Genomic DNA, 19,860 nt, shown 5'->3' on the forward strand with positions numbered 1-19,860 from the left:
AATTTAAATATGAATTTTTTGATGAATTAGATTCTTTTTGTCAAAATTTACTCAGTATTAAACTCTTGACCGATGTCTAACACATAGGTTTTAGAATTGAGTTTATGACATGCCACAGATAGAGGTGTTTGTTAACACCCTAGGTTTCAAAACGAATTATGGGACTAGAGATCTGCCGGCTTCAATTCATAGTGTTATGCTCATTTATATTTAGCCTAGCGCTTAAACGATACTTTTGTGATTATTTGATAATAAAAGTCGTTCGTCTTATTAAGGTGGTCAAATGCGTACTTCAGAACTCGCACAACAAGCGCAGGTTAGTCCAGAGACGGTTAGATACTATACCCGCAGTGGCTTGCTGGTAGCTTCTCGCAATACCAGCAACGGTTATCGTGAGTATGGATACCAAGCGCTAACACGGCTGCGATTTATTCGAAAAGCTCGTCAAATAGGTTTTAGTTTGAAGGAAATCACTGAAATTCTTGAATACGAAAACCAAGCAAACTCTCCCTGCTATCGCGTTAAAGAGCTCTTATCATTGAAGATACCGGAAACCCAACAACAGATAGCAGAGCTGCAGCGCCATTTAGTAAGCATGCAAAACACCTTACAGAGCTGGAGCAATCAAGCCGAAAGCACCCCCGATGGGCATTCGATTTGTCGCTTAATAGAGCAGTGGTCGGAGCCAGACGCTCAAGAGGAAGACTAGATGAAACCCCAAAGTTATAAGTTTGAACTCAGCGGACTAAATTGCGGAAGTTGTGTCGAAAAAGTGAAACAAGCACTGTTAGCTCTTGATGCCGATCTTCATTTGGAAATCAGTCCCAGTAAAGACTTCGCTAAGATAGAAACAACTATGATGGCCGAGCAAGCCATCAAGGCCATCGAGGCTATTGGTTTTACTGCAACACTAATCAACAATGAAAACCAACCGAATTCAACACCAAAGGCCAAGACAATATTAGAAGCACGAGAATTTAAGCTTGCAGGTTTAAGTTGTGGGAAATGCGAAGCAAAGCTTACGCAATCATTACTCGAGCTTGACCAAGGATTAGAGGTAGCTGTCAATGACACTAGAGATCGGGCCCTTGTACACAGTTCTCTAAGTACTGCAGCCATTATTGCTAACATCGAGAACAGTGGCTTTGAAGCAAATCTGATTGCGTCTGAAAACAAGTCTGTGACTTCAAGCGAGAAGCTACCTGGGCCTACCCAACCTGATGTCGCCCTGACTAGTCCTATATCTAACCCGCAAACTACAGCTGAGCAAAACCAAACTCCAATTCGCCTCGCTTTAAGCGGTGTGACTTGCGCCGCCTGTGTCGCAAGCATTGAAAGCGCACTCTATCAAACAGCTAAGGTCAATCATGTTTCAATTAACTTCGCTAATCGCAGTGCTTCTATTATTGGGCAGGCTAATGTTGAGCAGCTCATAAAGTCTATCGAAGCAGCAGGCTACTCAGCCGAACTTATTCAAGATGAACAACAAGCGTTCGCACAGCAAAGCCAACGTGAAGCGCAAGAGTACCAACAAAAGTTAAAGCATAGCTGGGCGGGCTTAGGACTTGGTATTCCATTAATGGCCTATGGTCTTGCGGGTGGACCAATGCTAGTGGAAACGCCTTTCGAGCGCGCTTTATGGTTTGCCATGGGCTTACTTTGTTTATATACACTATATCGTGCTGGGGGACATTTTTTTACCGGAGCCCGCAAGGCATTCTTTCTCCGCAACGCCAACATGGATACTCTGATTGCGCTTGGCACCGGAAGTGCTTGGTTGTACTCCATGTTTGTAATCCTTGCTCCTGAATGGGTTCCAATGAATGCTCGCCACCTCTATTTTGAAGCCAGCGTAATGATTGTTGGACTGATCAATTTTGGACAAGCGCTAGAGCTAAAAGCCAGAGGGAAAACATCACAAGCGGTGCGCCGTTTACTCGATTTGGGCGCTAAAACAGCTGTACTTGTAAAACCCAATGGGGATATTGAAGTCCCGATCGAAGATGTTCAAAGCGACGACTTAATACGGGTTCGCGCTGGAGAAAAATTTGCAGTTGATGGTGTGGTGACGCAGGGCTTGAGCAGCGTTGATGAATCCATGCTAAGTGGTGAAGCAATACCAGTCAGCAAGGCAGTAGGTGATTCAGTTTACGCCGGAACTATAAATGGCTCAGGTAGTGTTATTTTTAAAGCCAGTAAGGTGGGCAAAGATACAGTGTTAGCCAATATCATCGCCTTGGTTACCAAAGCTCAAAATTCGAAACCTCCAATCAGCAAACTGGCAGATAAAATTTCCGCGATTTTTGTTCCCAGCGTGATGATCATTGCCGTGCTCACCGCCTTAGCTTGGTACAATTTTGGCGTTGAGCCTATTGGAATTCATATGGTGGTAGCGGCTACATCAGTATTAATCATAGCCTGTCCTTGCGCTCTAGGTCTGGCTACGCCCATTTCCACAATGATTGGGGTTGGCAAAGCAGCTGAATTTGGTGGGCTCATTCGAAACGGTGAAGCCTTGCAAAAGGCCAGCGAAATTACGCTTATCGTATTAGATAAAACCGGTACCATTACTCAAGGTCGCCCAAGTGTGGTTAATTGCCAGATTTTGGAACCGAACGTTCAAATCACTAGCAGCTCAGATCTATTCGACTTAATTCAAGCTTTAGAACAAGGTTCTAATCATCCTTTGGCTACTGCACTCATTGAGTATTGCCAAGCGCAAAACTCAGTTCAGGACTTACCAGAACTTACCGGCTTTGAAGTACTTGTAGGACGCGGCGTTCGAGCACGCTACCAAAACCAAGCCTTGCTCATTGGAAATCAGCGTTTAATGCAAGAAGCTAATGTAGACATTGATAGCTTCAAAACGATGAGAAAAAGCTGGGAGAACGACGCTCAAACACTTGTCTATCTTGCCATTGATGGCAAGCTTAGCGCTGTGTTTGGGATTAAAGACCCAATTCGAGAGCATGCGGTGCAAGCAATCGGGTCACTACAATCGCAAGGTATTAAAGTGGTTATGCTAACCGGAGATAACCACGCAACTGCGATGAGTGTCGCAAGCCAAACAAACCTTGATCAGGTCTTCGCCAATCTCTTACCTGAACAAAAGCTAGAACAAGTGCGCGCTTTTCAGCAACAAGGCTTTGTTGTGGGAATGGCCGGTGATGGTATCAATGATGCACCAGCGTTGGCTCAAGCAGATGTTAGCTTTGCTATTGGTAGCGGCACCGATGTCGCTATAGAAAGCGCCGATATAACCTTACTCTCAAGCTCGCTCAATGGCATCGTGGATGTGATCGAAATGAGCAAAGCCACCTTAAGCAACATTAAGCAAAATCTGTGGGGAGCATTTATTTACAACGCTTTGGGTATTCCGATTGCAGCTGGATTACTATTCCCAATTACCGGTTGGTTACTAAGTCCTATCGTCGCTGGCGCGGCTATGTCCTTGTCATCATTTACCGTTGTTACCAACGCCAATCGGCTACGTTGGTTTAAACCTAGTTCCAAACGATAGGAGTATGGTAGAGATGATTATAAATTTACTCGGCTTAGCATTGATTGTTCTAATTATCTGGTGGTTCTGGATGAAACCTAAGCCATAATCATTCTTCAATAATGATTTCTGACTACACTTAATATAGTGGTTAATGAGTACATACTTCTATTGTCATACAATTTAGTATGCTCATTAATAACTAAGAGGCTAAAGGAAATGCCAATCTTTAAACGACTTGGACCGAAACATCACAATAGCCAAATCATCAGCAATACTTAGGTGAGTGATTGAACAAGTTTCGAAATATTAAGGCCAAAGTTGTAGTTTTATTCTCAGTTGTGATGATTGTGTTCACAGCTACGCTTTTATTAACCGTATATGTTAGCGAACGGGACCGTTTGCTAGAAATAGAGCTAGAGAAATCCACTGAAATATCGATAACACACGCCAAAATTCTTAACCAAGAAATATCGAAATACATCACCATGCTTAAAATGTTAAGCGGCGCCCCTCAACTAAAAGACGAAAGCCCATCGAACATCGTGCAGCATCTAATTAGGCTAGTTGACATCAGCGATGGTGACTTTATCAACGCCGTCTATGTCGATAGTGATCTGAACTTAATCGATGCAAAAGGAGGCTCGACCAAGGTAACCCATCCATTGTTCTTGAAAGGTGATCAATGGTTGAACAAAGAGTTCAATATTACCGTCCCAATTATGAGTGCATTTGAAGATGCTCCAGTCATCATGGTGGTGGTGCCGATTCGTAATCTTGATAAAAATTGGATAGGGACGATTGCCGCTGCCGTTCCACTAGGTGTGATATCTAGTAAACTGTCATCGATAAAACTTACAAAAGGCAGCTTCGCTTGGCTAGCGGATGCTAATGGCGTAATTGTCTCTCACCCGAACAAAAATGCTGTGATGAGTGTCAATCTCGAAGTAGCTGAAGACTTAGGATTTCCAGGTTTCTATAAAATATTTGAGCAAACGAAAACTCAAAATAGCGGTTTTGGCCAATATCAGGATACCAACATAAACCAAACCAAGATCGTCACCTTTTCCAAAATAGAAAACTTGCCCGGTTGGACATTATTCGTAACTACAAATGAGTCTGAAATTTTCCAAGATATCTATTCAATGTTGTACGATATTCTAATCATTACAGTTGTTCTAGTGTTAGTGTTCCTACTATTAATCTCCCGTTTATCAAATAGAATAACGCAGCCCATTATCAAGCTTACCGAAGAAGTAAAGGCCGGTGTTGATAACAGGCATCGTACGCTGGGCATCATTGATACTGACGATGAGATAGGACAGCTTTCTCGAGTGTTTTCTGAGACTATAGGTAAAATAAACTTACACACCAATCACTTAGAAAAACTTGTTGAACAACGAACTGCAGAAGTCACATCAAGAAATATAATGCTCAGTAAGCAAAATGACCAACTTGAACAGCTTGCATCGAAAGACTCGCTCACCGGACTTTACAATCGTCGAGCCTTTACCACCTTAGTTGAAAAAGAAGTCTCTCGCGCTAGACGACACAATCTGCCTGTCACTCTTGTCGTTTTAGATATCGATCATTTCAAAAAGATTAATGACCAATTTGGGCACTCTGTCGGTGACGACGTTTTGTGTCGTATAGCAAAGGAATTAACCCAAGCAACACGTAAAGAAAATACTATTTGTCGGTGGGGTGGAGAGGAGTTTGTTATTTTGGTTCCAGAAGCAAATTCAGATTTAGTTTTTCAGCAAATAGAGCATATCCGAAGCAATATGCTAACGCTAAATTTCGACCCAGTCGACAGCTTAACGTTTAGCGCCGGAATGGCTACCTTATTAAGCGGTGAATCATTCCCACAATGGTTCCATCGTGCAGATAAGGCCCTGTATGAAGCTAAATCCTGCGGAAGAAATCGAACTGTTGTGAGCTAATTCCCATTGTTTCGGTTTAAAGATTAAAACACTGACAAGCAAAACCAAAAACATCCGTATCGCTAATTTGGGATACGGATGTGTGCATGTGATTGCCGCTCTTGACCCAAGTTACTGAATCTAGAGCAATCCCATTTACTTCACTTGAACTACGCTTGGTAGTACTCGATAACTCTCAAGGCGAACTTTATCACTAGGCTGATAGTGACGTATTCCCAATGTGAAAACACCGGTGTCGTTTTGAGTCTCAATATTGTTTAAAGCGTCATCACCACAACCAAAGCTCACGGTATAGGTGCCATCAGCATTAGGGTCTATTTTGTTTGAGCTTAAGTTTGCCAAATCATTGAACATAAAGCCGGCTTTGTCATAGACCGTAATTGACCAAAACGCTTGGTTGTTTGGATCATCAAAATTGGCTTGGTAACAAGTATCAGCTGGAAACTCACCTGACAATTCGTAAATATTGTCAATCTCTTGCGCTCCGCCCCAACCAACAGCAGCCCCCACTTCATACTTTTCTTGGGTGAACAGCTTATTTGAATCATCATTAGGTGCGGTAAACATACCAGTTAAAGCTTGAGCACCATCACGCTCAGTGATTTCCAGCATTTTAGCTTTCAATTCATCTTCGACAGCTCTAAACGATTGTTCATCAACCGGTTGGGCACTAAATAGTTGGCTGCTATTAGCGTTAATGGTCATTTGATTTTGAATCTCAGCGGCTTCAGCTTCTGAAAGAGTCGAGTCCAAACGAACAACCAAATACAAGTGCGTTCCAATGTGTGTTTCTAAGTCAAATGTTCCGGCCCCGTAAAACATTGGTTGAATTCGGTGATCTTCAGTAACCGGCTGCACAGATACGTACTTGCCCTCTGGCATTTGCGGGATAGTCACGCTAGCACCTTTTGAAACATCCACGACAGCTAAGGAGTAATACGTGTCGCGGTTCATTCGCACCACTGGTTGTTCGTCTGTTGGGGTTAGCTGTCTTTTATGCTGAAACTTGTTTACGCCACTAATATCTTGGTTTTTCAACAGTTGATGCGAAGTCTCTAGCGTTGGGTAAGTTTCCGCTGTCACTATCGTTGCACCAGGCACAAAGAACTCATCCAGTGAATCTGCAGGTGCAGCATTAACACCAGTGATAGTCATAATAGACATCGCAACCAAAGACTTTGAAAAAATACTAAGCTTGTTCATTATTTGCTCCCAGTGACACCAAGTGTGCCGGTTCAAGTAAACTTGTAACTAATATAGACAAGATGTGATATTTAACCTAATCTCTTATTCTTATATCTGATATTCACTTAGGACATATCACATGCGCACAATAGAGCAGCAGCTATCGCGGATGGATCTCAACTTATTGGTGTCCTTAAGTGTTTTGATTAAAGAAAAGAACGTCTCCAGAGCGGCCCAAATTTTATATATCTCACAACCGGCCATGAGCCGCACTCTGGCTAGATTGCGCGATTTATTTAACGATCCACTTTTCTACCGCGAGTCCAATGGCCTTATTCCAACGCAAAAAACGCTGAGCTTAGAAGCCCCTTTAGACGTATTGCTGCAATCTATGCAACAGCTAGTCACGCAAATTTCGTTTAAACCCGAGCACTGTGACACTACTTTTTTACTATCACTGCCCCCATTAATGAGCCAACTGCTTTCGGTCCCCTTAGCCAAACAATTGATGAACCAAGCTCCACAGGCAAGTTTAGTTGAATACCCGACAGCCAAAGATCCCACTCGCCAGCTGAGTGAACGTATTGTTGATTTCACCATTCATGTACAAATGCCAAATAATCTAAAAGAATTCCCTACTCATATAATAGGTGAAACGTTCCCGGTATTTTATGGATCAACTGATCATCCTTTGTTGAGCATCAAGAATCCATGTATTGAAGACTGCCTCAACTTTCGCTTTGTTGATCTAAGTTTAGATATTCGATCAAATGAAGGGATACAAAATCCAATAGACCTGTATTTGAATCAGCGTGGTTTACATCGGGATATTGCTTATCGAAGCGGCCAGCTCAGTAGTTTAGTAGAGGTGATGCAAGACAGTAATTCAATTTTGGTATCGTCGCATCACTTGGCCAATTTGCCTCGATTCAAACAAAGCATCCGGCCAGTTTTACGATTAGGCGACATAGAAGAACTGATTACTCCTATCTACTTAATTGAACACAAGCGCAGCGCTGATAGCCAAGCCCACCAATGGTTTGGAGCCTTAATCAAAAGCACTTTAAAAGACCTTATTTCGCATCCGCGAAATTGAGACTCTCACTGCATTTTAGAGCTGGCTTACGCAACAGAAGGCGAAGACTAGGACTGTCTTCGCCTATTACTATTTAAGAATCTAGCGATAGGTTCTCGGACTAATTGTCATTATCATATTGGTAGTTCACATCCACTACCGCACGATATTGTAGCTCATCACGAACCTGGGCAAATTCTTCAATTTTTACTTCTGCGCCGGCATACTCAAAGGAGTACTGATCAACCCCCAGCATGTTCATGTTAAGCGCTTTACTCAACTCAACTGCGGATAATTCTTGATATTGGTCGATAACATCGAAACCAGCTTCATATGCTTGCGCTTGGCTAGTGTAGCCTTGTGTTAATACCGCTTTGCTGGCGTTGACAGTTGTAGCTAAGGCGCTGCCCGAAAGGAGTATTGTTGCTGCTATAACGATTAACTTTTTCATATTGTTACCTTTTTTTTTGCTTGGGAAGTAACATTAGATTAATGAATTAAACGTAAAGTGTCCGTCACGCAAGGTAAGTTAGAGTAAATACTCTGTAAATAATTATATTAATAGTATTCCTCACTAATACCAACACAACTAACAATCCAAACCACACGCCACACCTGAAGCCCAGGCCCACTGGAAATTAAAGCCGCCCAACCAACCGCTAACATCCATAACTTCACCCACAAAGTACAAACCTGGGGCTTTTTTACTTTCCATGGTCTTTGAGCTTAGTTCATCGGTGTCCACACCGCCCATAGTCACTTCGGCAGTGCGGTAGCCTTCTGTACCATTAAGCAACAACTGCCAATGTTTAAGTTGTGCTTCAATTGCATCCAATTCGGCATGTTCAAGCTGATTAAGGGATTTACTACTGAGTTGTTCGTCAAACAATGCTTCGACTAAGCGTTTGGGTAGCAGTTGTGACAAGGCACGTTTTAAGCTTTGTTTAGGGCTCGCTTCTCTTGCGTTTATTAGTAATTGCGCAACATCGCTATCGGGAAGTAAATCGATCTCAATGGTTTCACCAGGTGTCCAATAACTGCTCGCCTGCAGGGCTGCGGGCCCAGAGAGACCTCGGTGAGTGAATAACAATGCTTCTTTGAATGCCGGGCCATGCTGAGCCTTAACATTGGCATCCACTGCGATGCCTGACAGTTCTTCAAAACGCTGTTTTTGATCTGCGTGCCAAGTGAAAGGTACCAAGCCGGCGCAGGTATCGAGGACTTTAAGTCCAAATTGCTCTGCAAGTTTGTAGCCAAATGGAGTTGCGCCAAGTTTGGGCATCGACAATCCACCAGTGGCAATAACCAGTGAATCACAACTGAGTTTTCCACTCACTAAGTTCAGTTCAAACCCTTGTTCATCAATTTGTCTAACACTTTGTATTTCTTCGCGTAGTCGTACTTGTACGCCAGCCCACTCACACTCGGTGAGTAGCATCTCAACAATCTCTTTAGCGCTGTCATTACAAAACAATTGCCCATGCTCACGCTCGTGGTATTCGATACCGTGACGTTCCACCAGCTCAATGAAGTTCTGAGATGGATAGCGAGCAAGCGCTGACTTTACAAAATGGGGGTTTGAGCAAACAAAATTCTGTGGTGCAACCTGCTGATTGGTGAAGTTACATCGTCCACCGCCACTAATAAGTATTTTTCGCCCTGCTCGTTTAGCATGGTCAAGCAGTAACACGCGTCGACTACGATAGGCTGCGGTCGCAGCGCACATTAGCCCAGCTGCGCCTGCGCCGATAATAATGACGTCATAATCTTTAGGTGTGGACATAGTAACTCGCGTTAGCGCAAACGGGCCGCATTTTTAAATCCAGAGCTTGGCATTGTAAATTGCACGCCACTAGATTGAACAGCCATATTCGCCGAAGATAATTGCGCTGAAACAGGGTAACTTAAACCATCAAATTGCAGCAATTTTTGGGCGGCGATAATGTCATACCAACCCCGGCTACTACTTTGCGCTAGCTCAAAGCTCATTGGCATTTGTAAAATTTTAGCTAAAAATTGATGCGTTTTACCTGCTACAGGCTCGAAGATAAGAAGCTCACAACTTGCTTTATTGCACCAATTTAAATAAGTCAGAATTTCTTGACGGCCGTCACCATTAAGATCGAACTTCCACCATAGGTAACGTTCGCCACGAGGCCTTGTCCGATGTAATTTGAAATAGCGTTGCAGTGCTTGCTCAACTTGCGGATCGTATTGATTGCTAGCTACCAGCGTTTGCGCTGACAATACTGGTAAATTTATCTCGCCGCTGCTGTTTGGTCTTGAGCTAGGTTGGTCTACCCGCATCAGCGTTTGTTGCCACGGTAGTACGGCTAAACCAAGGCTTAGGTCCTCAAGAGGGCTAAGCTGTTGGCCATCCCAACGCATTCTGAGACGCTTATCGATACTCCCGTCAGAATTGAGTAGTACCAAATCAATATCATCTACCGACACCACATACCAAAAGCCTTGTGCACGATATGCCTCATTATTTGCTCTGCTTTGCAGCTCCCAGGACATACTCCAGTCATCATTTAATCGAAGTTGATGCCAATCTAATTCATCACCGGGAAAACTCTGATAAACCCCTTGCCATTGTTTCCCAACAGCATTGATTGGCAAACTTCCGCAACCACTAAAGGTATCTAAATCCAGCTTAAGCTCAGCGCGGTGTGCAAAGAAACTGCCAGCCATTGTGTCATAACAAGCACCTGGCGAAATGGTAAAGCTATTGCCTTCAGTTAGCTTCCAGCTGGTAACTCCTTGTGCAGTCTTCTGTTCAAGCACCTCAAGGTTACGACTTCTACTGATGCTACTGTACTTAAGCTCACTAGCATTAACCTCAACGTTCCATGCAGGCTCATTTCCAAACGCAACAATTTGCTGATTATTATGACGGCAAGTATCCACTTCATTGGAAATAAAGTGCCAATAATTAGGTTGTATAACTGCTTTATCTTCGAGGACTGAAAACTGCCCTTTTAATTTGACAAAAGCTGGTCGCGCTTCGAAATTTTGCAGAACTTTCTGGTCTTTTTCACTCAGTAATAATTGGAATTCGAGCGCATTGTCTTGCCTAGTACTGCAACTACGGAAATACCATTTCCCTTGCTCATAGTTGAGCTGCCCAAACAAATTCAGCACTGCACTTTCTATAGCTGCAACATTTGGCATTGAATCGTCTGGAGAATTGTCACTTTTAGGCTCACTAGTACACGCACTTAGTAAGCTTGTCGCGACAACAAGCAAGGATAAAAGTAATTTCATCAAAACGTTCCTTGTAATTTAAGACATATAAGCATCAGAATTGGTGCTGGTTTAGATACCAAGCAACACCATCTTCAGTGTTACTTTTAGTGCGCTCTAAATAGGGTAAGGCTTCTTTGAGTTTATAGTGGGCGTTTTCCATAACAATCCCCTTACCCGCAACTTCCAGCATTTCTTTGTCGTTAAAACCATCACCAAAGGCAATACAATCTTGCAAAGATAAGCCTTTAGATTCAACAACTTTACTTAATGCTATTCCTTTATTTGCACTAACATTCATCACTTCTAAACAGTGCGGCAAAGAAAATGCAATGTTGAGACTTTCTCCGAATACAGCTTTTGCAGCCGCTTCAATATTCATCAGTTCGTCATGATCACCAACAAAAAAGAGTTTAAGCACATTTGAGTGTTCAAATGTATCAAACGATGTGAGCTGGTATGCAAAGCCAGATTCGGTATGAAAAGTCTCCAAGCGACTATCGACTTCTTCAACAAACCAGGCGTCATCAGTGTAGAGATTACGGTGTGATTTAAAAGGCTTAGACAACTCTAGTAACTGACTGACTTGCGCTTGATCTAAGTTAGAGGAATAGAGTATTTCACCATCTTTATTATGTGCTTGAGCGCCATTAGAAGTAATTAAGTACATTGGAAAGCTAAAGTTTTTAGCGATTTCTTTGACATCCAAGTAGTGGCGACCGGTGGCAATTACAAATTTGTCACCTTGTTCACGGCAACGTTCAACCACTTCTCTTGTAGCTTCGGAGATCCGATGTTGCGGGTTAAGTAAAGTGCCATCGAGATCGGAAGCAATCAGTTTATACATAATTTGACCTTAAGTTTATGCATCCAGTCATAGTAAAGCCGAGCTACTTCCTGTGCTTAGCATAGAATTCAAATGTTAAATCTAAAACTTGAGAACGAATTGGATCGGTTTCAAAATACAGTTCATGCCATGCGCCTTCAATTACTGTGGCTTTTCCACCTTCACAAGCAGTACCAGCGTCCACAACGCTTTGGCAAAATCGGTCTTGTGCCGCATTATCAACGACTGTATCTAGCTGCGCTTGCATAAGCAGTAACGGCGTTTTTTGTTGTTGTACTTGATCATAAATAGTCCCCATGGCAGCAATACAATTCTTTAACCAACGGTTACTAGGCCCACCAATTTGCAGTAAAGGCTGTTGATCGTAAATATCTTTAGAATATTCGTATCTCACTTTGCTGTGAGACAATTGATTATCTTCGAAGGCTGCTCGCTGATAATCAGCTTGACCAAAGGCATATCCGGTCTGACTTTCAAACCAACTATCCCAAATGCTCATCACACTGCTTAATCCAGAGACCAACCATTTAGGTAAGTTTCCAAAGTCGATACCATACATTGGAGCGCTCAAAACTGCTGCATCGAAAGTATCTGGATTTTGTTGCATGTAACGGGTACTTATTGCCCCCCCTAAACTATGACCAAGTAAAAATGTATTAGTGTAGTTTAAAGGGCTTACTTGGGTTTCAATGAGCTGTGAGAAATCGTCAACATAGTACTGAAAATCAGCCACATCACCGTATTGTCGATAAGCTGTTTCTCTATCCGAAAGACCTTGACCGCGATGATCGATAATAAAAACGTCAAAGCCTTGCATAAATAAATCGTAAGCAAGTTCGGTGTATTTTAAATAGCTTTCAGTACGTCCGGGAGAAACAACAATGGCACTATCAGCTTGCTCAGGATGGGAGATTACAACGAAATGGATGTTGAGCTCTTGTTGCCCAACAAAGCTATCGGCTCTAGCGTGTTGCTTCCAAAACTCATCAATTTTTAATAACTGGTGTTCGAATTGTTGTTCACTGGAGTATTGCTGAGAATTTGAGGCTAAACCAAGCATAGGAACTCCAATACTAAACACTAAAGCAATAAGGCTATTTCCGATCCATGGACGCATGTTGTTTACCCTTGCGAAAAAATGAATCTATAGTTTAACTGGAAATACCGAATCCAACACGTGCAAAAGCCGCCAACATTGGAATTAACATCAACGCAGCGAGTTCAAATCGGATGCACCATAGTACGGCAGTATGTTGTCGATAGCTTATCATCGACGGTTGGCCCTGTTTTAGCTCTTTTCGCCAACGATAGAAAGTAAAGGCTGGGTACAGCGAACACAGTACAAAAACTATGAAAATCTGCAACTTAAGCATAAACACACTGCTTTCGAGTAATCTCAGCATTTCGGGTTCAAAGACGTACAAGCGGAGCATCCCTGAACTGGCAATCAGAAGTAGGGAAAAGGCATGCACACTGGCTGAAGTGAGTAAGCGCCGCACGTCGGTTTCACTTAAGCCACTACCAAATAGAAAAAATTGCGCATACAAAGAACCCGATAACGACACGATTGCCGTAACGTGTAAGCCCTCGTTAATTGCCGCAGCTATGCTCATGTATTGCCGATCTCCATGGTCTAAGAATCACGTCAGTGATAGCCTTTGCAAATTAAGTTGACGCAAGCTACCAGAACTTTCCGACAAAGCCAATAGCCACACATCTAGAGCGGTGAATTAAACTCAATCTCTAATTCGGGATTAGTGAACAAAATTAGTCGACTGCCTTGTAGATGAAGCTGGCCTTGTACTCCTTCATCTATAGATTGATACTGCTGTTCATTAACTTCGAATTTTCGCGTTTCACCACCTTCAGCTGGCGAAAAAAACAAATAAAATGGACCAGCACCTTGCCTGGAGTCCTTAGAGAATAAATGTTCTACATTGTCGCGTTTAGATTGCCCATAACACTGTTTGTTACTTAACACTGCTTCCACGATTCGAAGTTCTTGATTGGCGTCCCACTGGCGCTGCTTCTGTTTTCGTCGAGCATGAACCAAGCCAAAAGCAACGAAAATAACCGCGAGTCCAATAAACCATCCAGGCATCTTGTATCCTTATTATTAGTTACGCTTAGGCATCACTTCGGTGTTTGTGCCGCTGGAAGCAAACGTAAAAAGTTAGTGTGAGCAAGCTGGTTAGCTACCTCACTTGAAAGCGCGTCCAGTAAAGTATTAAACGTACGCAGCTCTTTGCCAATATTGCTGAAGTTTCCAACTAAATCAGATCCCAAAACGAAGCGATGAGGGTATGCGTTTATCAGTTTAAGCCACTCGTTCTTGGGCCGCCCTTTGCTATCCAAAATATAGTCATCCAATACGCTCCAAGACAGATCAATATACAAATTAGGGTACTGATTTAACAAGCGAGCAAGCAGCTTATCCAAATCATCCAAAATAACGCCTCGATTAACCGCAGCTGATGTTCCAGCATGTGCCCAAATAAATATCGTTTGGGGATGACGTTGTAATGCTCGCTCCATCTCGGACAGGTACTGAGGTTCATGGATACGCGAACTGGTGAGATTGCTGTGTATATTTACTGGCATTCGATGCTTTGCGGCTAAATCAAACACGGCTCGCAATGCTTCATGGTCAGCCGTTGCAGTCTCGCCGTAAGTTAACGCGGTTAAATCATCATGCCGTGTTATTACTTCCCCAATACCTTGCCAAAGCCCAGGGTAAAGCTCTAGCATAAGCTCTACATGGTTCACTGCATTTAAATCACTAGGGTTGAAGCCAGTAATAAAGGGGTGAAACCGTTGCTGCTGTGACTTTGGTAGAGATAGAACTGCCCGTGCTACAATAACGTCGGTTGCGCTATACCAATATACAGCGCCATCATCAGCCATATAGTATTTGGGTTTTCGTGGTGACTTTTGGTCCCATTTTTTTATCGGACCAAGTCCTGTCAACATCGCGCTGCTCACATTGTTTTTATCCATGGCCTTTATTAGCGCTTGGATCCCTTCACTTTCTTGGAAAAAATTCACATAGTGAAGGTGAGCATCGGTATATTGATAACTTCGGGCTTGGGCCTGAACACTAGCAAGGTTTAATCCAAACCAAGCGATAAAAAGAAAGCAGGAATATCGAATTAAAGGATTCACGCCAAGGTCTCCGTATAAAATGTGGGCCAGAGTTCTACTCTGGATACTGTGCCTTGTTTCAACACCCACGCTTAATGCTCAGAATGTATTCTCATTAGAGAACTTTGAATGGGCTGATTGCCCTGAGCTGCAAATAGATGGCATAACTACTCAGTTAGCAACAAGTCTACAAATCCACATTACAAATCTCAATCTCGATACACAATGTTTGCAAAATTCAACCAGCAATCAGCCCTTAAACCGAGAAACCCTAAAAGCTTTAATTCAAAGCTCGCTGAATCAGATCCAAAACCTCGGTAGTCAGCTTCCAGACTTTAATCTTAGCATTGAAAACCTAAGCATCGTTGATGCTACGCGCAGTTATCACACAAAACTGTATCTAAGCCATGATGCCGGGCACTTCGATTTAAAACTTAATAGCAAACAAGGTTTAGAGCTTGAAGCCCTTATAGACGCGCAGCAATTGTCAATCAACAAGCTTCGTGTAGACGAGGGCTTTCTAAAGTCCTTTGGCTTCAGCCTTGCTGACGAACTAAGCAGCATTGCGCTTCAGGGGTCACTATGGCCTCAATTATCGCTCAAGGCGCAAACCCGTTTAAGAAAACCTTCTCAGTCCATCAACCTTAGTATCAAACACTGGGAAAATAGTCTTATTAAACTTGAGAGTAAAACAGATTTTAATTTTCAACAATGGTTACTGCCGGTTTTTAGCATCTCTATAAAAGAGCAAGGAACTTGGTCCGCCTCTGCCCCAGAACTGCAACTCAGTGCTCAAGGAACTTGGCATTGGCCGACTATGGGACACATCAACACACTTAAAACTACGGGCACTCTAAAAGCAAACTACAATCCGCTATGGTTGAATTACATACCTAATTTAGAGTTCCCTAAAGCGCTGCAACTGTTAAATGCTGCCATCAATGGATCATGGCAGAGTCAAGGACTTCATCTGCCTGAACTCAAGCTTGCGTTATCCGATGGACATGCGCTTTGGGACGACATCAGTATTGATGGCTTAAACATTGAATCTAAAGCAACACAAAACTCTCAAGGTTTGTGGACTCATCAAGGACAACTAAAACTTCATCAGCTTGATATTGGTGTACCCGTTACAGATATTCACGCCCAATGGTGGCAAGCTCTAGCACGCCCCATTGATGATATCAGCGCTTTACGTGTGCAAGCCTTAAAGTTTGAAGTCTTACAAGGCATATTTAGTATTCCTAGCTTACATCTTCCACTTCCGAGTCAAGCTTCTCTTAGTTTTCGTAACTTAGAGATGAGTCAGCTCACTCAATTGTATCCTGATTTGTCCTTAGCGGCTCAGGGTACACTGCGGGGTCAACTTCCACTGGAACTTAGCCAACAAGGCCTGAGCATACACGATGGACATGTAAGGCTCGATCCAGCACGTGGTTATGTGCGTTTAAGCCATCCCAGCGTACTAGAGATGAAGACTCAACATCAAAGTTTGGATTTTTCCTTAAGTTTGCTTGAAGATTTTAGCTTTGAACAGCTGCACGCAGATGTTAGTTTAAGTACAGAAGGTGAAATGAGTTTTGCAGCGCGTATTCAAGGATTTAACCAAAGCGTGACACCGCGGCGTATTGACTTGAACTATACTCACCAAGAAAACATCTATCAGCTGATGCGCAGTTTGCGAATTGGCGATGAACTATCAGGAAAACTTCAAGAATGGATCGATCGCTATTCAAATTAGGAATAATTGCAAGCCTACTGGCTTTGGCAAGCGTTGCCTGTGCACCTCGCGTTGAAGTTGCAGTAGACAAACCAATAACCGTTAATCTCAACGTGAAAATAGATCACGAAATTCGAGTTCGAGTTGATAAACAGCTTGATGATATCTTCAGTGACGACAGCGGACTGTTTTAGGAGGCAATGATGCATTTTAATAAAATTTTAGCTTTTTTACTTCTGGCACTTAGCCTTCAAGCTCATGCTTTAAGCCTTGATGAAGCGAAGCAAAATGGCTGGATCGGCGAACAAACTAATGGCTTATTAGGGATTGTGAGTCATTCCAAAGAAGTCGGTAGCCTGGTCACTGATATAAATACCAAACGCCTAGCTCAGTATCAGAAAATAGCTCAGCAAAACGGCTTAAGTATTGATCAAGTCTCTGTTTTAGCCGGTAAAAAGGCGATAGAGCGCAGTGACAGTGGTGAGTATATACAAAATGCTGCTGGGGATTGGATTAAGAAGTGATTAATACTATAAGGGCTTGTTGTACAACAAGCCCTTATGAAAATTACTAATTAAAGGTGCTGTTGAGAAAACCCTTCAGAGTGATGTAATTGGCTCTGCACTTGCTGCGGATCTAAGCCAAGCTCTACGCAGGCTTCACTAAACGATTTACCCGCATGACACATCAGCATATCGATGGCGGGCATCATCTCATTGAGGCCACGCTGCGCACCTAGCCCATGTATTTGTTCCTTGTCCATTGCTAGCCCCTCAGCTTTTTATACGTTACCCATCACTTTGGCACACAATCCATGATCATATGGGTGATCAATCTCACATTAGACGGTCAGACCATACCAATGTCTAATCTTCGGTGAACTTATACCAATCCCATTATATTTTTGGTCTTTTACTTGTTGTACTAAAACGCTTAGCTTTAGGAAGAACTCGCGGTTATTAGACTTCTAATGACAAGAGTTATGACGACAAGATTGGTGTTTTAGTCAAACAATAGTGATCAATAAATTACTGTGATTGGTATTAGATTTGTCTTGAAGCAAACGCTAATTTACGGCACTTTATGCAGCATTGTCATTTACAAAGCATGGTTATGTCTTTCTACTTACCGATAAAACATCTACACATGACTCTGGCGCTACTGAGTATTGCCGGTTTTATCTTTCGTTGGGCTCTGGCCCTGCAAGGTTCAAGCTGGTTGCAAAAGCGCTGGATAAAAGTACTACCGCATATCATCGATTCTTTTTTACTGTGCGCGGCTATTTATTTGTGTTGGGTTCTCAATCAAGCGCCGTTTTATAACCACTGGTTAAGTGCCAAACTGCTATGGTTGGTCATTTATATTGGTTTTGGGGTTTTTGCCTTAAAACGAGCCCCTACTAAACTTGGGAAGTTTATCTGTGGGATCGCCGCCATTGCTTCGTTCAGCCAAATCTATAAGATTGCAATAACACACAATGCCTGGGGATGGCTGGCATGAATCTAATTTGGGCGTTGTTTCGCCCTATTTTGACAAGCCTTTGGAACCTATCAGTTTTGTATGGGTTTTGGGTTATTGCTTGGGTATATAGTGCGTTTATTCAAACACCTATGTACCAATTTGACGAAGGAGTAAACGCCCACAAGTTTGCCATTGTAGTGTTATATATCTTGTATATTTGTCTGTGGAAATGGCTCAATTGCAACGCTTTGCGCTTGTACCACACGCATCGCACTTAAATTTTCCCGCCTCTAATCAGCTATAACGCCAAAACGCAGGAATAAATAGAACCATCACGGTTAATATTTCTAAGCGGCCCATAAGCATACCCATCGAGAGCACCAACTTTGAAGCGTCGCTTAGACTCGCAAAGTTTGAATCGGGTCCAATGACGTGGCCAAAACCTGGGCCAACATTAGCCACAGCAGTAATCGCTCCCGAAATTGCAGTCACAGGGTCTGAGCCTAACAACGACAGCAAACAAGCAATCACCACAATGCTCAGCACAAAACCAAAACTAAATGCGACCAGTGAGCGAATATGCTGGTCATTAACTTTGCGCCCATTGTAACGAATTGGATAAACGGCTGCCGGATGGATCAGTTGCTTAAGCTGGCGGATAAACAACGCAATGGCGAGTTGAAATCTGAAAATCTTATAGCCGCCGGACGTCGATCCCGAACACGCACCAACCACCATCAAGAAGGCAAATACAACGGTGCTAAAGAAGGTCCAATGGTCAAAACTCCCCAACCCAAAACCAGTGGTCGTTACAATGCTGAGCACATTAAATATTGCAATACGCAAGGCATCCCAAAACTCGAAGCGGTGCTGTACATAAAGCCATAAACAGATGCTCAAACTAGTAACGAGAACAAGCTTAATAAAACCGCGTATTTGTTGATCATGAAAAAGCACTTTTAAATCACGATGACTAAATGCCCGAATGAACAACAAAAAGGGTAAACCGCCAAGTAACATAAACAAACTGGCTACCCAGTGACTTGCCGATGAAAAATGCGACATGGATTGGTCAGAGGTAGAAAACCCACCAGTGGAAAGAGTCGTCATCGCATGATTAATCGCTTCAAAGTTACTCATACCGCTAAATCGATACGCCACCGCGCATGCAATGCTTAGTCCCACATATACAGCTAGCATGTTTGTTGCAACTTGCTTCATACGAGGAGCACTTTTGTCCGACCAGTCCGAAGACTCGGACTGAAATAACCGCATTCCACCGACATTCAAAAACGGCAAAATGGCGACTCCAAGAACAATAAAACCTATGCCGCCAATCCATTGCAAGCACGAGCGCCAAAGCAATACGGTACTTGGATGGCTATCCAAGTTTGATAAAACAGTTGAGCCCGTGGTGGTGAGGCCTGACATGGTTTCAAAAAACGCATTGGCAAAACTGATGTGTTCAATGAATATGAATGGTAGCGATGCGAAGACACTAGCAGCTAACCAAACCACGCAGGTTAGTAAGAACACATCTCGTACTGAGAGGCGAAATGACGCATTTCGCCCATATTGAATTAGCAGTACCCCAACACTTTGGGTCACTACAATGGTATATACGAAATAAATATAGCTGGATTCATCATTAAGCAGGCCGCTTATCAGCGGCACCAACATCACCACTGCCAATTTACTTAATACCAAACCGGTACTAAATGCTATTGGCTTTAGGTTGAGCAT

The 19,860-nt window shown here is 42.9% G+C and carries 19 protein-coding genes; 8 read left to right on the forward strand and 11 right to left on the reverse strand.

Translation table 11 applies throughout. The annotated features are described in order from the left end of the window. Positions 1–283: 283 nt before the first annotated feature. The 3 genes from DBZ36_RS00570 (at position 284) to DBZ36_RS00580 (ending at position 5,442) form a co-directional block, all read left to right on the forward strand. Positions 284–709: a MerR family transcriptional regulator gene (locus DBZ36_RS00570; RefSeq protein WP_120352977.1), complete on the forward strand. Its 426-nt coding sequence runs from the start codon at positions 284–286 to the stop codon at positions 707–709. Next, positions 710–3,520, forward strand: a complete 2,811-nt coding sequence (locus tag DBZ36_RS00575) for a heavy metal translocating P-type ATPase (protein WP_120352978.1) — start codon at positions 710–712, stop codon at positions 3,518–3,520. 269 nt (positions 3,521–3,789) lie between these two features. Then, on the forward strand, positions 3,790–5,442 hold the full coding sequence (locus tag DBZ36_RS00580; protein ID WP_120352979.1) for a sensor domain-containing diguanylate cyclase: 1,653 nt from the start codon (positions 3,790–3,792) through the stop codon (positions 5,440–5,442). Between the two features lie 135 nt (positions 5,443–5,577). Here the strand turns inward: DBZ36_RS00580 and DBZ36_RS00585 are convergent, their stop codons facing one another. Beyond that, positions 5,578–6,645, reverse strand: a complete 1,068-nt coding sequence (locus DBZ36_RS00585; RefSeq protein ID WP_120352980.1) for a DUF1254 domain-containing protein — start codon at positions 6,643–6,645, stop codon at positions 5,578–5,580. A gap of 121 nt (positions 6,646–6,766) precedes the next feature. On the opposite strand from DBZ36_RS00585, the gene DBZ36_RS00590 reads away from it, so the two are divergent. After that, positions 6,767–7,723: a LysR family transcriptional regulator gene (locus DBZ36_RS00590; RefSeq protein ID WP_120352981.1), complete on the forward strand. Its 957-nt coding sequence runs from the start codon at positions 6,767–6,769 to the stop codon at positions 7,721–7,723. 100 nt (positions 7,724–7,823) lie between these two features. On the opposite strand, the gene DBZ36_RS00595 is transcribed toward DBZ36_RS00590, so the two are convergent. From DBZ36_RS00595 to DBZ36_RS00630, 8 genes are all read right to left on the reverse strand, one after another. Further along, positions 7,824–8,153, reverse strand: a complete 330-nt coding sequence (locus tag DBZ36_RS00595) for a DUF3316 domain-containing protein (protein WP_120352982.1) — start codon at positions 8,151–8,153, stop codon at positions 7,824–7,826. A gap of 138 nt (positions 8,154–8,291) precedes the next feature. Beyond that, positions 8,292–9,485, reverse strand: a complete 1,194-nt coding sequence (locus tag DBZ36_RS00600; protein ID WP_120352983.1) for a BaiN/RdsA family NAD(P)/FAD-dependent oxidoreductase — start codon at positions 9,483–9,485, stop codon at positions 8,292–8,294. 11 nt (positions 9,486–9,496) lie between these two features. After that, entirely contained in the window at positions 9,497–10,969 is a 1,473-nt protein-coding gene (locus DBZ36_RS00605; protein WP_120352984.1) for a hypothetical protein, read from the reverse strand. A gap of 34 nt (positions 10,970–11,003) precedes the next feature. After that, positions 11,004–11,795 carry a Cof-type HAD-IIB family hydrolase gene (locus DBZ36_RS00610; RefSeq protein WP_120352985.1) on the reverse strand — a complete coding sequence of 264 codons (792 nt, stop codon included), beginning with the start codon at positions 11,793–11,795 and terminating at the stop codon, positions 11,004–11,006. Between the two features lie 43 nt (positions 11,796–11,838). Next, positions 11,839–12,912, reverse strand: coding sequence for an alpha/beta fold hydrolase (locus DBZ36_RS00615; protein ID WP_120352986.1), 1,074 nt, complete (start codon positions 12,910–12,912; stop codon positions 11,839–11,841). A 34-nt stretch (positions 12,913–12,946) separates the two neighbouring features. Beyond that, the gene (locus DBZ36_RS00620; protein WP_120352987.1) at positions 12,947–13,408 is read right to left on the reverse strand and encodes a DUF2214 family protein; all 462 of its coding nucleotides are present in this window, start codon (positions 13,406–13,408) and stop codon (positions 12,947–12,949) included. A gap of 104 nt (positions 13,409–13,512) precedes the next feature. After that, the gene (locus DBZ36_RS00625) at positions 13,513–13,896 is read right to left on the reverse strand and encodes a DUF2500 family protein (RefSeq protein WP_120352988.1); all 384 of its coding nucleotides are present in this window, start codon (positions 13,894–13,896) and stop codon (positions 13,513–13,515) included. Positions 13,897–13,928: 32 nt separating this feature from the next. Next, positions 13,929–14,957, reverse strand: a complete 1,029-nt coding sequence (locus DBZ36_RS00630) for an amidohydrolase family protein (RefSeq protein WP_199711741.1) — start codon at positions 14,955–14,957, stop codon at positions 13,929–13,931. A 19-nt stretch (positions 14,958–14,976) separates the two neighbouring features. Here DBZ36_RS00630 and DBZ36_RS00635 point away from each other — a divergent pair, with 19 nt between their 5' ends. Genes DBZ36_RS00635 through DBZ36_RS00645 form a run of 3 tightly spaced genes read left to right on the forward strand, consistent with a single transcriptional unit; the run spans position 14,977 to position 17,180 of the window. Then, on the forward strand, positions 14,977–16,677 hold the full coding sequence (locus DBZ36_RS00635; protein WP_120352989.1) for an intermembrane phospholipid transport protein YdbH family protein: 1,701 nt from the start codon (positions 14,977–14,979) through the stop codon (positions 16,675–16,677). Beyond that, positions 16,653–16,850 (forward strand): YnbE family lipoprotein, encoded by a 198-nt coding sequence (locus tag DBZ36_RS00640; protein ID WP_120352990.1) that lies wholly within the window; start codon positions 16,653–16,655, stop codon positions 16,848–16,850. The genes DBZ36_RS00635 and DBZ36_RS00640 overlap by 25 nt, the downstream gene beginning before the upstream one ends. Positions 16,851–16,859: 9 nt before the next feature. Beyond that, the gene (locus DBZ36_RS00645; protein ID WP_120352991.1) at positions 16,860–17,180 is read left to right on the forward strand and encodes a YdbL family protein; all 321 of its coding nucleotides are present in this window, start codon (positions 16,860–16,862) and stop codon (positions 17,178–17,180) included. 50 nt (positions 17,181–17,230) lie between these two features. On the opposite strand, the gene DBZ36_RS00650 is transcribed toward DBZ36_RS00645, so the two are convergent. Further along, positions 17,231–17,419, reverse strand: a complete 189-nt coding sequence (locus DBZ36_RS00650; RefSeq protein ID WP_120352992.1) for a hypothetical protein — start codon at positions 17,417–17,419, stop codon at positions 17,231–17,233. 350 nt (positions 17,420–17,769) lie between these two features. On the opposite strand from DBZ36_RS00650, the gene DBZ36_RS00655 reads away from it, so the two are divergent. After that, positions 17,770–18,156 carry a SirB2 family protein gene (locus tag DBZ36_RS00655; RefSeq protein WP_233558064.1) on the forward strand — a complete coding sequence of 129 codons (387 nt, stop codon included), beginning with the start codon at positions 17,770–17,772 and terminating at the stop codon, positions 18,154–18,156. Between the two features lie 255 nt (positions 18,157–18,411). On the opposite strand, the gene DBZ36_RS00665 is transcribed toward DBZ36_RS00655, so the two are convergent. Continuing rightward, positions 18,412–19,860 carry a TrkH family potassium uptake protein gene (locus DBZ36_RS00665; RefSeq protein WP_120352994.1) on the reverse strand — a complete coding sequence of 483 codons (1,449 nt, stop codon included), beginning with the start codon at positions 19,858–19,860 and terminating at the stop codon, positions 18,412–18,414.

Origin of the sequence: Alginatibacterium sediminis (assembly GCF_003610775.1) — a bacterium.
In the GTDB taxonomy this organism is placed as follows: domain Bacteria; phylum Pseudomonadota; class Gammaproteobacteria; order Enterobacterales; family Celerinatantimonadaceae; genus Alginatibacterium; species Alginatibacterium sediminis.

What these genes read in the sequence shown, in the direction of transcription:
- DBZ36_RS00570 (WP_120352977.1), top strand. Translation starts at nt 284, where the DNA reads ATGCGTACTTCAGAACTCGCACAACAAGCGCAGGTTAGTCCAGAGACG.
- DBZ36_RS00575 (WP_120352978.1), top strand. Translation starts at nt 710, where the DNA reads ATGAAACCCCAAAGTTATAAGTTTGAACTCAGCGGACTAAATTGCGGA.
- DBZ36_RS00585 (WP_120352980.1), bottom strand. Translation starts at nt 6,645, where the DNA reads ATGAACAAGCTTAGTATTTTTTCAAAGTCTTTGGTTGCGATGTCTATT.
- DBZ36_RS00590 (WP_120352981.1), top strand. Translation starts at nt 6,767, where the DNA reads ATGCGCACAATAGAGCAGCAGCTATCGCGGATGGATCTCAACTTATTG.
- DBZ36_RS00595 (WP_120352982.1), bottom strand. Translation starts at nt 8,153, where the DNA reads ATGAAAAAGTTAATCGTTATAGCAGCAACAATACTCCTTTCGGGCAGC.
- DBZ36_RS00600 (WP_120352983.1), bottom strand. Translation starts at nt 9,485, where the DNA reads ATGTCCACACCTAAAGATTATGACGTCATTATTATCGGCGCAGGCGCA.
- DBZ36_RS00605 (WP_120352984.1), bottom strand. Translation starts at nt 10,969, where the DNA reads ATGAAATTACTTTTATCCTTGCTTGTTGTCGCGACAAGCTTACTAAGT.
- DBZ36_RS00610 (WP_120352985.1), bottom strand. Translation starts at nt 11,795, where the DNA reads ATGTATAAACTGATTGCTTCCGATCTCGATGGCACTTTACTTAACCCG.
- DBZ36_RS00615 (WP_120352986.1), bottom strand. Translation starts at nt 12,912, where the DNA reads ATGCGTCCATGGATCGGAAATAGCCTTATTGCTTTAGTGTTTAGTATT.
- DBZ36_RS00620 (WP_120352987.1), bottom strand. Translation starts at nt 13,408, where the DNA reads ATGAGCATAGCTGCGGCAATTAACGAGGGCTTACACGTTACGGCAATC.
- DBZ36_RS00625 (WP_120352988.1), bottom strand. Translation starts at nt 13,896, where the DNA reads ATGCCTGGATGGTTTATTGGACTCGCGGTTATTTTCGTTGCTTTTGGC.
- DBZ36_RS00635 (WP_120352989.1), top strand. Translation starts at nt 14,977, where the DNA reads ATGTGGGCCAGAGTTCTACTCTGGATACTGTGCCTTGTTTCAACACCC.
- DBZ36_RS00640 (WP_120352990.1), top strand. Translation starts at nt 16,653, where the DNA reads ATGGATCGATCGCTATTCAAATTAGGAATAATTGCAAGCCTACTGGCT.
- DBZ36_RS00645 (WP_120352991.1), top strand. Translation starts at nt 16,860, where the DNA reads ATGCATTTTAATAAAATTTTAGCTTTTTTACTTCTGGCACTTAGCCTT.
- DBZ36_RS00650 (WP_120352992.1), bottom strand. Translation starts at nt 17,419, where the DNA reads ATGGACAAGGAACAAATACATGGGCTAGGTGCGCAGCGTGGCCTCAAT.
- DBZ36_RS00655 (WP_233558064.1), top strand. Translation starts at nt 17,770, where the DNA reads ATGTCTTTCTACTTACCGATAAAACATCTACACATGACTCTGGCGCTA.
- DBZ36_RS00665 (WP_120352994.1), bottom strand. Translation starts at nt 19,860, where the DNA reads ATGCTCAACCTAAAGCCAATAGCATTTAGTACCGGTTTGGTATTAAGT.